The organism is Roseateles sp. DB2, assembly GCF_051857535.1.
In the GTDB taxonomy this organism is placed as follows: domain Bacteria; phylum Pseudomonadota; class Gammaproteobacteria; order Burkholderiales; family Burkholderiaceae_C; genus Roseateles_B.
In genome coordinates this window covers 94,297-108,941 of the sequence record NZ_JBPZGY010000005.1, presented here as the reverse complement: position 1 = coordinate 108,941, position 14,645 = coordinate 94,297, and the positions used below count along the sequence as shown (strand labels likewise).

General features: G+C 67.6%; 13 protein-coding genes. 3 read left to right on the top strand and 10 right to left on the bottom strand.

Annotated elements, in window-relative coordinates; all coding sequences use genetic code 11:
* Window positions 1–95: 95 nt before the first annotated feature.
* Window positions 96–1,010, top strand: a complete 915-nt coding sequence (cysK, locus tag ACS5PK_RS09960) for a cysteine synthase A (protein WP_439440080.1) — start codon at window positions 96–98, stop codon at window positions 1,008–1,010.
* 108 nt (window positions 1,011–1,118) lie between these two features.
* Here the strand turns inward: cysK and ACS5PK_RS09955 are convergent, their stop codons facing one another.
* The 8 genes from ACS5PK_RS09955 to ACS5PK_RS09920 form a co-directional block, all read right to left on the bottom strand.
* Complete coding sequence (locus tag ACS5PK_RS09955) at window positions 1,119–2,108, bottom strand: FHA domain-containing protein (protein WP_439440079.1); 990 nt, start codon at window positions 2,106–2,108, stop codon at window positions 1,119–1,121.
* Entirely contained in the window at window positions 2,090–3,457 is a 1,368-nt protein-coding gene (locus ACS5PK_RS09950; protein ID WP_439440078.1) for a S1 family peptidase, read from the bottom strand. Before ACS5PK_RS09950 ends, ACS5PK_RS09955 begins: the two co-directional genes overlap by 19 nt.
* A complete protein-coding gene (locus ACS5PK_RS09945) occupies window positions 3,454–4,260 on the bottom strand; it encodes a DUF3025 domain-containing protein (protein ID WP_439440347.1) in 807 nt (268 codons plus the stop codon). Before ACS5PK_RS09945 ends, ACS5PK_RS09950 begins: the two co-directional genes overlap by 4 nt.
* 10 nt (window positions 4,261–4,270) lie before the next feature.
* Window positions 4,271–5,317, bottom strand: coding sequence for a dihydroorotase (pyrC, locus tag ACS5PK_RS09940; RefSeq protein WP_439440077.1), 1,047 nt, complete (start codon window positions 5,315–5,317; stop codon window positions 4,271–4,273).
* A gap of 362 nt (window positions 5,318–5,679) precedes the next feature.
* A complete protein-coding gene (locus ACS5PK_RS09935) occupies window positions 5,680–7,263 on the bottom strand; it encodes an ATP-dependent nuclease (RefSeq protein ID WP_439440076.1) in 1,584 nt (527 codons plus the stop codon).
* Between the two features lie 338 nt (window positions 7,264–7,601).
* Window positions 7,602–8,498 carry an amino acid ABC transporter substrate-binding protein gene (locus tag ACS5PK_RS09930; protein ID WP_439440075.1) on the bottom strand — a complete coding sequence of 299 codons (897 nt, stop codon included), beginning with the start codon at window positions 8,496–8,498 and terminating at the stop codon, window positions 7,602–7,604.
* A gap of 103 nt (window positions 8,499–8,601) precedes the next feature.
* Complete coding sequence (locus tag ACS5PK_RS09925; RefSeq protein WP_439440074.1) at window positions 8,602–9,537, bottom strand: LysR substrate-binding domain-containing protein; 936 nt, start codon at window positions 9,535–9,537, stop codon at window positions 8,602–8,604.
* Between the two features lie 42 nt (window positions 9,538–9,579).
* Window positions 9,580–11,424: an ABCB family ABC transporter ATP-binding protein/permease gene (locus ACS5PK_RS09920; protein WP_439440073.1), complete on the bottom strand. Its 1,845-nt coding sequence runs from the start codon at window positions 11,422–11,424 to the stop codon at window positions 9,580–9,582.
* Between the two features lie 52 nt (window positions 11,425–11,476).
* Between ACS5PK_RS09920 and ACS5PK_RS09915 the strand changes: the two genes are divergently transcribed.
* Both ACS5PK_RS09915 and ACS5PK_RS09910 read left to right on the top strand, forming a co-directional pair.
* The gene (locus tag ACS5PK_RS09915) at window positions 11,477–11,917 is read left to right on the top strand and encodes an acyl-CoA thioesterase (RefSeq protein ID WP_439440072.1); all 441 of its coding nucleotides are present in this window, start codon (window positions 11,477–11,479) and stop codon (window positions 11,915–11,917) included.
* A 10-nt stretch (window positions 11,918–11,927) separates the two neighbouring features.
* Window positions 11,928–13,076: an NAD(P)/FAD-dependent oxidoreductase gene (locus ACS5PK_RS09910; RefSeq protein ID WP_439440071.1), complete on the top strand. Its 1,149-nt coding sequence runs from the start codon at window positions 11,928–11,930 to the stop codon at window positions 13,074–13,076.
* A gap of 7 nt (window positions 13,077–13,083) precedes the next feature.
* Here the strand turns inward: ACS5PK_RS09910 and ACS5PK_RS09905 are convergent, their stop codons facing one another.
* Window positions 13,084–13,824 carry an SGNH/GDSL hydrolase family protein gene (locus ACS5PK_RS09905; RefSeq protein WP_439440070.1) on the bottom strand — a complete coding sequence of 247 codons (741 nt, stop codon included), beginning with the start codon at window positions 13,822–13,824 and terminating at the stop codon, window positions 13,084–13,086.
* A complete protein-coding gene (locus tag ACS5PK_RS09900; protein ID WP_347609545.1) occupies window positions 13,824–14,588 on the bottom strand; it encodes an enoyl-CoA hydratase in 765 nt (254 codons plus the stop codon). Before ACS5PK_RS09900 ends, ACS5PK_RS09905 begins: the two co-directional genes overlap by 1 nt.
* Between the last annotated feature and the right edge of the window lie 57 nt (window positions 14,589–14,645).

Here is a 14,645-nt window from a genome sequence, read left to right as displayed (position 1 = left end):
CTGGTATCAAATGCCTCACGCCTGACGCGCAGTTACTTAGAACATCTTGTCATAAGGCTCGGCGCTACCATTGACGGCCTAGCACAGGAGCGACCATGCCTTTCGACAACGTTCTGGCCACCATCGGCAACACCCCGCACATCCGCATCAACCGTCTGTTCGGCAATGCCCAGGTCTGGGTGAAGTCCGAGCGCAGCAACCCGGGTGGCTCCATCAAGGACCGCATCGCTTTGTCCATGGTCGAGGACGCCGAGGCGCAGGGCCTGCTCAAGCCCGGCGCCACCATCATCGAGCCGACCTCCGGCAACACTGGCGTGGGTCTGGCCATGGTGGCGGCGGTCAAGGGCTACAAGCTCATCCTCGTGATGCCGGACAGCATGTCCATCGAACGTCGGCGACTGATGCTGGCCTACGGCGCCAGTTTCGACCTGACCCCCCGCGAGAAGGGCATGAAGGGCGCCATCGCTCGCGCCGAGGAACTGGTGGCGAGCACGCCCGGCGCCTGGATGCCCCAGCAGTTCAGGAATCCCGCCAACGTGGCCGTTCACGTGCGCACCACGGCTGAGGAGATCCTGCGCGACTTCCCCGGCGGCCTGGACGTACTGATCACGGGTGTGGGCACCGGCGGCCACATCAGCGGTACCGCCCAGGTGCTCAAGAAGGCCTGGCCGCAGCTGAAGGTGTTCGCGGTGGAACCGGCGCAGTCGCCCGTGATCAGCGGCGGTTCGCCCAGCCCCCACCCCATCCAGGGCATCGGCGCTGGCTTCATTCCCGACAACCTGCACACGCAGCTGCTGGATGGCGTGATCCAGGTCGAAGCCGAGGAATCGCGTGAGTACGCCCGCCGCTCGGCCCGCGAGGAAGGCCTGCTGGTGGGCATCTCCAGCGGTGCGACGCTGGCCGCCATCGCCAAGAAGCTCGCCGAGTTGCCCGCTGGCGCCCGCGTGCTGGGCTTCAACTACGACACCGGCGAGCGCTACCTCTCCGTCGAAGGCTTCCTGCCTGCCTGAGGGCGCGCAGCGGCCGCCGCCAGGCCCAGCATCCTCCATGAGAAGGGCCCCTCACGAGGGGCCTTTCTACTTGCCAGCCAGCAGGGCCGCATGGTGTTCAGTGCGGACTCATTCCTCCGCACCATCCTGGCTGGGCACGTCATTGTCCCGGGCGGCCTGGCGCTTGAGCTGAGCCTCCAGCGGCGCCAGCGACTGCACCAATGCGTCCACCGGCTTGGGCGAGGCCAGGCGCACGGACGGTGGCGGCAACACGCTCAGGTAGGCTGGGCCGAACCAGTGTTGCTGCTCCCATCGCTTGCCCACCATGAGGCCCATGCTGACCACCAGCAGGCCGAGCAGCCCACCCGCCAGCATGCGCCGCGCCCGCGGCCAGACCAGCGTGGCATGCCACCACAGCAAGGTTGCCAGGCCCAGGGGGAAGACCAGCGCCTCGACCACCATCAGCCGTGGCCACGAGAAGGCATAGGCCACCACAGGCAGGCCCATGCCCAGCAGATGCAGGCCCACCAGCACGACCAGCACCCGGCGCAGATGCGGCAGGAAGGCAAACCAGCGATGGAACAGCATGCTCACCAAGGCCCACACCCCCGACCAGACCAGCACCAGGGCGAAGGGCAGCAGCAAGGCCGGTGCGTACTGGATCCAGGGCGTGCCGGGGTCCGAACCCAGCCACTGGTCCAGCCACAGCAGCACGGCCCACAGCAGGGCAAGACCTGGCACCAGCAGATGGCGCAGGCGGCTGCGCGCGAACTCCGGATGAGCCAGGGGCTTCTCGGGCGCCAGCGCGGTGCGCGTGCTGCGCAGGCGCAGGCGGGTGTTGCCCAGTTGCCAGACAGTGTCGTCAGGCAGCTCGCGAGCCTCGCCCGGCGCCAGACGATGCCGGCCCAGCCAGCCCCCGTTGAGGCTGGGCAGCAGGCGCAGCTGCAGCCCGGCCGCATCCCAACTCAGCTCGGCGTGCTCGCCGGCCACATGGGCATCGTCCAGCACCAGCCCGCAGGACGGCGAGCGGCCGATACGCAGGGGCCATGCCTGCACCTTGTGGACCGAGCGCACCTGGCCGTCGCGGTCCAGGACTTCGATCACTGCGGCCTGGTCCATGCGAAGCCTTTCAGGTAGTGACGGGTGAGGGTCTGGGCGTTGGCGAAGCTGACGCCCTTGGCGTCGAAGCGGCCCAGCGCGCCTTCGGTGTTGGCATCGACCGTGGTGACCAGCACACTGAGATCATGCAGGCCCGGCAGCTTGCGGTAGGCCCGCAGGCAGACCACCGCACGCAGGGGCAGGCCCTGCTGCTCGACGAAGTCTTCGCGGCAGTAGGGGGCGGTGCGGTCGCGGTCGTCGCGGCCCAGGCGTTCGTTGCGGAAACTGTTGCCGTACTGGCGTGCAAAGCGCAGCGAGCCCAGCTTGCTGCCGTCATAGGCCTCGTGGGCCATGTCCAGGTAGCCGGTCTGCATGCCGCCGTTGATGTAGATGGCGTGCTCCATGCGGCATTGCGAGCGCTGGAACTCCAGACCTTTGGTATCGGCCCCCGTGCCGCGACCCCAGCAGCGCATGTACTGCTCCTGCGGCACCGGCAACTGGTAGCGGGCATGGCCTGCGTCGCGCCAGGGCTGTTTGACGAAGGCCTGCACGAGTTCGTCCTGATAGGCCATCAGCTGCGCGGTGAGCTGAGGCCAGACGGGCTTGTCCAGGGGCTTGGCGTCGCGGCTGCGGGCGAGCAGCTCGGCCGCAAAGGGGCCCGGCACCAGGAAGCTCATCTGCTGAGCGAGGAACATGACCGAGACATTGATGCCCACCACGCGGCCGTCTTCGTCGACCACCGGGCCGCCGCTCATGCCCGGGTTGATGGCGCCAGAGTAGTAGATCAGCGGATCGAAGCTGCGCTCGACCAGGCCGTTGTAGGTGCCCTCCACCACGGCAAAGGCCACGTCGTGCGGATTGCCCATGGAGTAGATGCGGTCGCCCTTGGACAGCGGCTGCTCGGGCGGGCGGAAGCGCAGCACGCCATCGGGCTTGAAGTCCTTGATGCGCAGCAGCGCGAGGTCGCGGCGGACATCGATGTCCAGCAGCTCGATAGCCCCGCTCTCGCCTTCGGTGGTGCCGTAGCGCAGGCGGTAGCGGTCGGGCTCCAGCGCAAACTGGCTGATCACGTGATAGTTGGTGATCACGTGGCCCTGCTCGCTGACCACGAAGCCCGAGCCCACCGAGGCCTGGCTGTCCTGGCTCTTGAGCAGGGTGCGGATCTGCATCAGCTGGCCGCGGGCACGCTCGTAGACGCGGCGGGCGACGGCTGAGACTGGCACAGGCTTCTTGGCCTCGTCCTGCGGCGCAGACGCGGCTGGGCGTGCGCCCGACTGAGCCCAGGCCGCCGGGGCCGACCCAAGGCTCAGGGCCAGCGCCAAGGCCAGGCCCCAGGCGGGGCGATGGCGGCGTTTGGAGATTGGATTCAAAGAGACTCCCTTGCTTGACTTTGCCGCGATGCTAGCTGCATTGCGGGCCCTGTGCCGGACGAAACACGCGGACGAAACACCCGGGCATCGTCGTAGAAGCCAGCCTCGGCATTGGCGGGCCACCAGCCCGGCACGCCCAGCACGGGCAGCGGGGCAAAGGGCTTGCCGGACCAGGCCGCTGCGTCCAGGGTCAGCGGGTCCTGCAGCAGCACATGGGCGCAGATGGGCGTACGCGGCTGCATGAGTTTCTCCATCAGCGCGTGGCCCAACAGGTGCAGGCGGGCCTGGGACCACAGCGGGCGCAGCTCGATGAAGAGCCTTCGCCAGTCCCGTGCAAGCAGAGCCTGGCCCAGGGCCGGTGGCGCCTGCAGCCAGGCGCCGTTCTCGTCGAAGAGGGTCAGGGCATCGCGCAGCGGGCCGCGCCGGCCCTCGTCCTGAGCCATCTGCAGGCCCTGCTGGTGCAGTGCGTTCAGCCGAGCCTTGAGCACGGGCCAGCGCAGCCAGACCAGGCCGTTGAGGGCGTCATGCCAGTGCTCGCGCGTGGGGACGGCGGCCTCGCGGGCGATGAAGCACTCGTAGCCCTGGCCCTCGTCCAGGGCCGACTGCGGCACGAAGCGCAAGACCTGACCCCGCACCCGCGGCCTCGCCGCTGCGGGCTGCTCGTCCACCAAGGCATTGAGCGCCTGGGCCACCGTCTGGCCGGCTTCCAGGCGCTGCTGCAGGGCCAAGCCTGCGGCGCAGTAGTCGGCCAGCCAGGGCGCAGTCCAGTCCGGGTCCGGGCCCGGCAGCACGGCCTCGCTCAGGGACAACTCCTCAGACCAGTTGCCAGGCCAGGGCCTCGCCGCCACGCAGAGGCTTAAGCAGGGCATCGCCGAAGGGCACGCTCTCCGGCAGGGTCCAGGCCTGCTTGCGCAGCGTGACGGTGCCGCTGTTGCGCGGCAGGCCGTAGAAGGCCGGGCCGTTGAAGCTGGCGAAGGCCTCGAACTTGTCCAGGGCGCCCAGGGCCTCGAAGGCATCGAGGTAGAGCTCCAGGGCCGACAGCGCCGTGAAGCAGCCGGCGCCGCAGACGGAGTTCTCCTTCATCTGCGAGGCGTGCGGCGCGCTGTCGGTGCCCAGGAAGAACTTGGGGCTGCCCGAGGTCGCGGCCTTGATCAGTGCCTGGCGGTGCTCCTCGCGCTTGAGCACGGGCAGGCAGTAGTAGTGCGGGCGCAGGCCGCCGGTGAAGATGGCGTTGCGGTTGTAGAGCAGGTGCTGGGGCGTGAGCGTGGCGGCCACGTGTTCGTCGCTGGCCATCACGTAGGCGGCGGCTTCCTTGGTGGTGATGTGCTCGAAGACGATCTTGAGCTCGGGGAAGTCCTTGCGCAGCGGCGTCATGACGCGGTCGATGAACACGGCCTCGCGGTCGAAGACGTCGATATCCGGGTCCGTCACCTCGCCATGCACCAGGAAGCGGATGCCCTCGCGCTGCATGGCCTCCAGGGTCTTGTAGCACTTGCGCAAGTCGGTCACGCCGGCATCGCTGTTGGTGGTGGCGCCGGCCGGGTAGAGCTTCAGCGCGACCACGCCCGCCGCCTTGGCCGCGGAGATCTCTTCGGGCGGCGTGTTGTCCGTGAGATAGAGCGTCATCAGCGGCTCGAAGCTCACGCCCGCGGGCACGGCGGCCAGGATGCGCTGGCGGTAGTCCGCGGCCTGTGCGGCGGTGGTCACCGGCGGGCGCAGATTCGGCATGATGATCGCGCGGCCGAACTGGCGGGCCGTGTAGGGCACCACACTCTGCATGGCGGCGCCGTCGCGCACGTGCAGATGCCAGTCGTCGGGGCGGGTGATGGTGAGTTCGGTGAGGGGGGCGGGGGTGCTCATGGGGGCGTATTGTCCCAAAAGCGGGAGGAAGCCTCCTGGCTCACCGAAGTCGTGACCGATGATCCAGGGCGATGGCGTTCGGCGGCGCCCGCGCAGTGGGCCTTACGGTAGACACCCGCGGCCAGCTTGGTGAGCGGGGTGTGTGGAGGTGGGTGCTGTGCAGCTGTCTCGGTCGGTCAACGCCATGTGCCATATGTCCGATCATGAGCCTAATGCAGACGTTTGGCCCATGCATAGCGCGGTCTTTCTGCTGGCGTGCAACGGTGCCTTCGCTCGGCTTGTTCAGGCTTGCTTCCGCTCGAGCCCCATCGTACGCAGCGCCTTCGGAGTGGGTAGCGATGTACGTTCAATGTGCAAGCTGTCTACATCGACTCAAAGAACTTTCCGAGGTCCGTTGCAGCCAGCTCAGCCTTGGTCATGTGTTTGGCTGCTCGCCAGCTCTCGCCTTTGCCCCAGAAGGCCACCCCCTGTTCGGCGTACGGATCGAGCGCTTTGTACCGGTCTGGCGCGAAAGCAGCATCGAGTGACTGCTGCGTCAGGTAGTTCTCGATTGCTCGACGCTCGGTAATGCAAACGTTGATCTCCAGCATGTCGCAGCTGTCGCTGAAGCGCTGCCTAGCCTTCAGCGCAGGACCGCCAGCCTCTTTGCGTTCGCTGTCTACCAGCGCGAATACCTTTCCGTCTGGGCCGGCAAGACGCTTCACCTCGCTCAGTTCCTCGTCCCTCCTGCCGTTTGCCATCGCATCGCCACCCAACGGCAAGACCACGGTGCAATGATCTTTGTCGTAAAGGCGAAGCAATGCCTGAGCGGTGCGGACGTCGTTGACGCCCTCAACGAGCAGGATGGTGTTCCAGCCCAACTCTTGCAGCCCGGCTATGCCCAGCGAACCAAGGAACTCGGCCAACTGAGGCGTGCGCTGATATGGACGGACCGTTGATCCATGGCCTTGTCGCTGCACCGTGAAACACTGGTCGGCCGCTTGGCGGGCAAGACCAATGGAGTGCGTTGCGAACATCACGCCGTGCGCCGAGTAGTTGGCCAGCGTGGTCAGGAACTCGCTTTGGAGGCTGGGATGCAGGTGCAGTTCTGGCTCGTCGATGACGATCATCGAAGGCTTCTTGATGAGCGCATTGGCCAGAATCAAGACCATTTGAGAGAAGCCGGCGCCAAGCTCTTGCAGCTTGTGAGGGCGCCCGTCCACAACGACCTGCAGTGACTTGCCGTCGGCCGTGGCGGAAATATCGAGTGAGCCGGCTCCAATCAGCCGTTTGACGTCTTCAGTGACCTCTTGACTAGCTCTATTTTGGCTCCGGTTGGGGCCAGTCTTCCATTGATTCCACTGGGCGATGAAGCCCGTTCCGATGTAGGCATCGAAGTGCGTCCCAGCACCTTCGTTGATTGCGTTTCGGAAGGGGCCGACGTATTGGATTTCGCGCAGAAACTGGAGGAACTTTCGTATCGGGCCGACGGCATACACCGTATTGCCAACCGTCAACCGATTGTCTGTATGAGACGTTCTCTGGTTCAACGGAGGCAGCTCGCTGCCGTCTGAGTCGAAAAGGGCCACGCGATAGAAGGATGCTGTCTGATCAAAGATGACACGCATCTTCGCCACCGACAGGACTTTCTCTCCCTCATTCAGTGTTGGCTCGAAATCAATCGAGCACTCCGGATACCTCCGCTCGCACAGAATCTCGGCGGGCTCGTACAGCCCGTGGTTTACGTTCCATCCCATTTGGTGCGCGAGGCCCGTCCAAGTGCCCTGCGCCATCTGGTCCGCAATGCCCACGATGACACCGCGCATCTCATACGGGAACCGGATGAGCGCGGATTTGCCTGAGTTGTTGGGGCCGACGAAGGAGGTGAAGCCTTTGCTGAACTCAAGCGTGGCAGGCGCCTCGCGGCGAAAGCAGCGGTAATCGTAGAGCCGAACCTTGCCAGTCATTTCTGCCTCCCTTGAACTTGTCGCGTCATCCTACCGGGCGCAGCGAGCGCGACGCGACTTACCGCAACGTGTTGAGTGTGGTGAGTGCGAAATGGGGAGGCGGTCAACGAGCTGCACGGATACCAAAATCAGCACCAAGCAGAAGGTTGCGGGGAGGGGGCAAAGCTGCCGGCCGAGCTTGCGGACGCCCACTTGGCAGCTTCGGGCGAAAGCGGTCGCTGATGTCCCGAGCTGCGACCGCCGCACATCAGCCCAAAGCCGCCTCCGCTCCCATCAGCACACAAACAAAAAAAAGGCGGCCCCTCCGGACCGCCCTTCCAATCAGACCGAAGCCCCGATCACTTCTTCGCCGCGTACTCCTCCATCGGCTTGTCATTCGGATTCGCCCAGGCGTTCTTGGTGGCCTCGTTGAGGGGCATGCCGATCTTGGCGCCTGCGGGCGGGATGGGCTGCAGGAACCACTTGTCGTAGGTCTTGGCCAGCTCGCCGGACTTGATCATGCCCTTGATGCTGTCGTCCACGGCCTTCTTGAAGGCAGGGTCGTCCTTGCGCATCATGATGGCGATGGGCTCGACGGAGAGCACCTCGCCGACGATCTTGTAGTCGGCCGGGGCCTTGGAGGTGGCGATGTTCTTGGCCAGGATGGAGCCGTCCATCACGAAGGCATCGGCGCGGCCGGATTCCAGCAGCAGGAAGCTGTCGGCGTGGTCCTTGCCGAAGACCTCCTTGAAGTCCACGCCGGTGGCGCGCTCATGCTTGCGCAGGGTCTGGACCGAGGTGGTGCCGGTGGTGGTGGCCACATGCTTGCCATTGAGCTGCGCAATGGAGGTGATGCCCGAATTGGCCTTCACGGCGATGCGCACTTCCTCCACGTAGGTGGTCACGGCAAAGGCCACATCCTTCTGGCGCGTGGCGTTGTTGGTGGTGGAGCCACACTCCAGGTCCACATTGCCGTTCTGCACCAGCGGGATGCGGTTCTGCGAGGTCACGGGCTGGTACTTGATCTCCAGCTTGGCCAGGCCCAGCTGCTTCTTCACGTCTTCCAGCACGTGGTGGCAGACGTCGATGTGGAAGCCCACGTACTTGCCGTCGCCAATGGTGTAGGACAGGCCGGAGGACTCGCGCACGCCCATGGTCACGGCACCGGAATCCTTGATCTTCTTCAGCGTGTCCTCGGCATGGACCGCCGTGGCGGCCAGCATGGCCAGGCTCAGCACAGTCAGGCTCTTCTTCATCGGGTTCACTCCTTGATGACAGGGGATGGGGTTGGCGCGGCCGCGGGCAGCGCACACGTGACGAGCTTGTACCGCAAAAATAGGCGCGCCGGGCAGCGGACCCTCAGCCGCCCTGGGCCGCGCCCTGCTCTTCCTTGAGGTAGTTCCACAGCGCCAGCGCCGCGGGCTTGCTGCGCTTGGCGATGGCCGGACGCTCGCGGTAGATGCGCAGGTCCATGCTCAGCTCGAACTGGCCTTCCGGCGCGGCGCGCACCAGGCGGCCGGACTTGAGCTCCCGCGCCACCGAGCTGGCCGGCAGGAAGGCCAGGCCGTGGCCCTCGATGGCCATGGCCTTGAGGCTCTCGGCCATGTCGGTCTCGTAGAGCGCATCGAGGTTCAGGGGCGTGGGCGAAGCCTTGACGATCAGCTCCACGAGCCGGCCCAGGTAGGCCCCCGCGGCGTAGCTGAGGAAGGGGATCTTCTGGCCCGGGTGGCCGGGCAGGCTGAACAGGGGGCGGCCCTGCGCATCGGAGCGGGCGTAGGCGGCCAGGGTCTCGTGGCCCAGAGAGGCCATCTCGTAGCGCTCGGGGTCCAGCTGCAGGGGCTGGCTCGCGTGGTGATACACCACCAGCAGGTCGCAGTTGCCTTCGCTGAGCTGCAGGGTGGCGTCGTGCACGTTCAGGGCATTGAGCCGGCTCTTGACCGCGCCGAAGCGCTGGCGCAGCTCCATCAGCCAGTGCGGGAAGAAGCTGAAGGCCAGGGAGTGCGGCACGGCGAACTCGATCATGTCCTGCCCGGCCGACTGGTGGCTGCGCAGCATGTTGCGCGTGGCCTGCAGGTTGCCGAGCACCTCCATCGCCTGCCCCAGCAGCGTCTCGCCAGCGGCGGTCAGGCGCGTGGGGTAGGACGAGCGATCCACCAGGTCCACGCCCGCCCAGGCCTCCAGCGCCTGGATGCGGCGCGAGAAGGCCGGCTGGGTCACGTGACGCAGCTGGGCCGAACGCGAGAAGCTGCGCGTCTCGGCCAGGCTGACGAAATCTTCAAGCCATTTGGTTTCCACGGCGGCAGTGTAGCGAAGGGGTCGAAGGTGTGATCACGGGGATCAATGGGCGGCCTGCTGCAGGGCCCACATGCGGGCATAGCGGCCGTTCTGCGCCAGCAGCTGGGCGTGGGTGCCGCGCTCGATGATGCGGCCCTGCTCCATCACCAGGATCTCGTGGGCGTCCACGATGGTGGAGAGGCGGTGCGCGATCACCAGCACGGTCTTGTCCTGCGCCGCGGCTTCCAGCTCGGCCTGGATGGCGCGCTCGTTGCTGGAATCGAGGGCCGAGGTGGCCTCGTCGAAGATCAGGATGGGCGGATTCTTCAGCAGGGTGCGGGCGATGGCCACGCGCTGCTTCTCGCCGCCCGAGAGCTTGAGCCCGCGCTCGCCCACCGTGGTCTCGTAGCCCTTGGGCGTGGCCGCGATGAAGCCGTGGATGTGGGCCGCCTTGGCTGCGGCCTCGATCTCGGCCTGCTTGGCGCCGGGCCGGCCGTAGCCGATGTTGTAGGCGATGCTGTCGTTGAAGAGCACGGTGTCCTGGGGCACGATGCCGATGGCGCGGCGCACGGAGCCCTGCTGCACGGTGCGGATGTCCTGCCCGTCGATGCGGATGCGGCCGCCGTCGACGTCATAGAAGCGGTAGAGCAGGCGGGCCAGCGTGCTCTTGCCCGAGCCGCTGGGGCCCACCACGGCTACCTTCTTCCCCGCCGGGATCTCGAAGCTGATGCCGTGCAGGATGGGCCGCTCGGGGTCGTAGGCAAAGCGCACGTCCTCGAAGCGCACCGCGCCGCTGGACACCTGCAGGGCCGGCGCGCCCGGCGCATCGGCCACCTCGCGGTCGCGGGCCAGCAGCTGGAACATCTTCTCCAGGTCGGTGAGGCTCTGCTTGATCTCGCGGTAGATCACGCCCAGGAAGTTCAGCGGGATGTAGAGCTGGATCATGAAGGCGTTGACCATCACCAGATCGCCCAGGCTCATGTGCCCGGCCACCACGCCCTGCGTGGCGCGCCACAGCATGGCCACCAGGGCCAGCGCGATGATCAGCTGCTGGCCGGTATTGAGCATGGACAGCGTGCTCTGCGACTTCAGCTGCGCGCGGCGCAGCTTCTCCAGGCTCTCGTTGTAGCGGCTGGCCTCGAAGTCCTCGTTGTTGAAGTACTTGACGGTCTCGTAGTTCAGCAGGGAGTCGATGGCCTTGCTGTGCGCCACCGAGTCCAGCTCGTTGAGCTGCTTGCGGAACTGCGTGCGCCATTCCGTCACGTAGACGGTGAAGGCGATGTAGATCACCAGCGCGGCGATGGTGATCAGCGCAAAGACGGCATCGAACTTGATCCCCAGCAGGCCCAGCACCAGCACTACCTCGATCAGCGTGGGCAGGATGCTGTAGAGCGAGTAGGAGATCAGCGAGTGCACGGCGCGGGTGCCACGCTCGATGTCGCGCGTCATGCCGCCGGTCTGGCGCTCCAGGTGAAAGCGCAGGGAGAGGTCGTGCAGGTGGCGGAAGACCTGCAGGGAGATGGCCCGCGAGGTGCCCTCGGTGGCCTTGGCGAAGACCAGCTCGCGCAGCTCGGTGAACAGCGAGGTCGAGAGCCTCAGCAGGCCGTAGGCCACGAGCAGGCCCACGGGCACCGCCAGCATCGCCTCGGCCGAACCGGGCTTGAGGCTGAGGCTGTCCACCAGCTCCTTCAGCAACAGCGGCACGCCCACATTGGCCAGCTTGGCAGCCAGCATGAAGCCCAGGGCCAGGCTCACCCGCCAGCGGTAGTGCCACAGATAGGGCATGAGCTTGGCGACGGTGCCCCAGTCGCCCTTGACGGTGGTGTCCAGGCGGGGCGCGGCGCCACCCTGGGCCGAGCCTGCGTGCGAGGAGGAGGCAGAGGTCGTGACAGAAGGATGACGGCGCATGGTGATAGGGAGAGAATGGGCCGCATTGTCACTGCAGTCCCGATTGCCCATCATGTCCGACACCCAAAGCCCCCTGGCCCCCGCCCCCAGCGCCGCCCCCGCCCCTGACGCCCGCGTCTGGCCCCGCGAGCTGGTGCTGCGCGTGATGCCCATGCCGGCGGACGCCAACCACAACGGCGACGTCTTCGGCGGCTGGATCATGGCTCAGGTGGACATCGCCGGCTCCATCCTGCCGGCGCGCCTCAGCCGCGGGCGCATCGCCACCGTGGCGGTGAAGGAGTTCCTCTTCAAGCAGCCGGTGTCCATCGGCGACCTGCTCTCCTTCTACGCCCAGGTCGTGCGCGTGGGCCGCACCTCGGTCACGGTGCAGGTGGAGGTGATCGCCGAGCGCAACCCGGCCAGCCCGCATGTGGTCAAGGTCACCGAGGCGCAGCTGACCTACGTGGCCATCGACAAGGACGGCAAGTCCCGCCCCTTCAGCATCGAGGATTGAGCTCGGCTCCATGCAGGACGGCCTGCTGATCCTCGGCGGCGGGGCGCTCGGCAGCGCCGTGGCCGCCAGCCTGGCCGAACGCCCCGGCTGGCGCGGCCGCATCACGGTGCTGGAGCGGGACCCGGCCTACGAGCAGGCCTCCTCGGCGCGCTCGGCGGCCTCCATCCGCCAGCAGTTCTCGACCCCGCTGAACATCGCCCTGTCCCTGCACGGCCTGGAGGTGCTGCGCGCCGCGGGGCCGCAGGCCGCGCTGGTGGAGCAGGGCTATCTCTACCTGATCCCGCCCTCGGGCGCCGCGCAGCAGGAGGCCCTGAACCGCCTGCAGCGCCAGCAAGGGGCTGATGTGGCCCTGCTGGACCTGCCCGAGCTGCAGCGCCACTTCCCCTGGCTCGCCACGCAAGACCTGGCCCTGGGCAGCTGGGGCCGCAGCGGCGAGGGCTGGTTCGACGGCTGGGGCCTGCTGCAGTCGCTCAAGCAGCGGGCACAGGCCGCGGGCGTGCAGTACCTGAAGGACGAGGCCCTGCGCTTCGAGCTGGACGGCCAGGGCCAGGTCTGCGGCGTGCAGGCCACCAGCGGCGGTCTGCTGAAGGCGGACCGCTTCGTGCTGGCCTGCGGCGCCTGGTCCGCTCCGCTGGCGGCCACAGCGGGCATCGCCCTACCCGTCAGCGCCCGGCGGCGCAGCGTCTATGCCTTCCGCACAGACGAACAGGCGCCGGGCTGCCCCCTGGTCATCGACCCGTCCGGCCTGTGGTTCCGCCCCGAGGGCGCGGGCCAGTTCATCTGCGGCGGGCCGCCCTTTGGCGAGGATGCGCCGGACCTCCCGCTGGATCCCGAGGACTATCTTTTCGAGGAGCGCCTCTGGCCCGCACTGGCCGAGCGGGTGCCAGGTTTTGCCAGCCTGCGCCAGGAGCGCAGCTGGGCGGGCTACTACGAGATGAACGACGTCGATCACAACGGCCTCGTGGGCCCCTGGCCGGGCCAGGAGCGCCTGCTGATGGCCTGCGGCTTCTCGGGCCACGGGCTGCAGCATGCGCCGGGCGTGGGCCGCGGCCTGGCCGAGTGGATCGCCAGCGGCCGCTACGAGACCCTGGACCTCTCGCCCTTGGGCCCGGACCGCCTGCTGCGCGGCGAGCCCTATCGCGAGCTCAACGTGATCTGAAGGCCGCTCAGTCTGCGGGCGACCAGATCCGGCGTTCGCGCACCAGGCGCTGGCTCAGGGCCTGCGCCCAGACCTCGTAGCCGGCCGGCCCCGGGTGAAAGCCGTCCTCGGCCATGTGCTGGGCGGCGGCCGGGCCGTGCAGATGCGCCGGCAGGGACTGCAGGCCGCGGTCACGCCGGCCCATCAGGTGGCGGGCCAGGCGGCGGTTCAGGCGCTGGGACTGCGCGCCCAGCATCCATCGCAGGGGCTGGGGCAGCAGCGGAAAGGCATGCATGGGCGGCACGGCGCTGTGCAGGCTGTAGCGCACACCGCAGCGCTGGCGGGCCAGCTCGTGGATGGCGTCGAGGTCACGCAGGCAGTGGCCGGCGCGGCGCTGGCCGACGACGTCGTTGACACCCAGGGCCGTCACCAGCACGTCGGCCGGCTGCAGCTCGGCCTGCGCCAGGTGCTGGCGGGCATCGGCGCTGTCATGGCCGGTGCGGGCCACCAGCTGCCAGTGCACGCGGCCGCCCAGGGCCTGGGCCAGGTGCGCGGCCAGGCGGCCGGCGAGGGCCAGGTCTTGCGTGGGAGCGCCCACGCCCGCGCCGGAGGAATCCCCGACGATGAGCAGGCGCAGCTGCAGCGCGCCCTCCCCGGCCTGCCCGGCCCGGGCGCCGGCAGCCTCGGGCAGTTGCAGGGCGCGTTTGCGCACCTGCCGGCCCTGCCACAGCAGCACCGGCGCCAGCAGCAGCTTGGCCGGGCCCAGCATCAGTCGAACTGGGAGAAGTCGGGCTGGCGCTTCTGGAAGAAGGCCTGGAAGGCCTCGGTGGCCTCGGGCGAGCGCAGGCGGGCACCGAAGATCTCGGCCTCGGTCTTGATGGCTTCCTGCAGCTGCTCGATGCTGTGGCGGCGCATCAAGCGCTTGCTCTCGCGCACGGCGCTGGGCGCCAGGCTGTTGAAGCGCTCGGCCACACGGCGGGCCTGGTTGACGACCTCGCCGGCCGGCAGCACGGCGTTGGCGATGCCGCATTCCACGGCGTCTGCGCCGGTGAAGGGGTCGCCCAGCAGCAGCTTCTCGGCCGCCTTCACATGGCCCATGAGGCGGGGCACGACCAGGCTGGAGCCGAACTCGGGCACCAGGCCCAGGCTCACGAAGGGCATGGCCAGACGGGCGTCGTCGGCCACGTAGACGAAGTCGCAGTGCAGCAGCAGCGTGGTGCCGATGCCGATGGCGGCGCCGTTCACGGCCGCGATCACCGGCTTCTCGCAGCCCAGCAGGGCGCGCATGAACTGGAAGACCGGCGCGTTCTCGTCCCGCGGCGGGCTGCCCATGAAGTCCTCGATGTCATTGCCCGAGGTGAAGATCTGGGGCTGGCCCTGGATCAGCACGGCGCGCACGGCCTTGTCGCCATTGGCGGCGATCAGGGCATCGGCCATGGCCTGGTACATGGCGCGGGTCAGGGCATTCTTCTTCTCGGGGCGTGCGATCTCGAGGGTCAGCACGCCGTTGACGGTGGCGGTCTTGATGGTCACGGCATTCTCTCCAGGCAAATTCCTTGGGGGCGGATGATGCCAGAGCAGGCGCGCTGC

Bases quoted from the DNA above. Each gene is read 5' to 3' on its own strand.
- ACS5PK_RS09955 (WP_439440079.1), bottom strand. From the start codon at position 2,108: ATGGACCAGGCCGCAGTGATCGAAGTCCTGGACCGCGACGGCCAGGTG.
- ACS5PK_RS09915 (WP_439440072.1), top strand. From the start codon at position 11,477: ATGTCCGACACCCAAAGCCCCCTGGCCCCCGCCCCCAGCGCCGCCCCC.
- ACS5PK_RS09905 (WP_439440070.1), bottom strand. From the start codon at position 13,824: ATGCTGGGCCCGGCCAAGCTGCTGCTGGCGCCGGTGCTGCTGTGGCAG.
- pyrC (WP_439440077.1), bottom strand. From the start codon at position 5,317: ATGAGCACCCCCGCCCCCCTCACCGAACTCACCATCACCCGCCCCGAC.
- ACS5PK_RS09910 (WP_439440071.1), top strand. From the start codon at position 11,928: ATGCAGGACGGCCTGCTGATCCTCGGCGGCGGGGCGCTCGGCAGCGCC.
- ACS5PK_RS09935 (WP_439440076.1), bottom strand. From the start codon at position 7,263: ATGACTGGCAAGGTTCGGCTCTACGATTACCGCTGCTTTCGCCGCGAG.
- ACS5PK_RS09930 (WP_439440075.1), bottom strand. From the start codon at position 8,498: ATGAAGAAGAGCCTGACTGTGCTGAGCCTGGCCATGCTGGCCGCCACG.
- ACS5PK_RS09920 (WP_439440073.1), bottom strand. From the start codon at position 11,424: ATGCGCCGTCATCCTTCTGTCACGACCTCTGCCTCCTCCTCGCACGCA.
- cysK (WP_439440080.1), top strand. From the start codon at position 96: ATGCCTTTCGACAACGTTCTGGCCACCATCGGCAACACCCCGCACATC.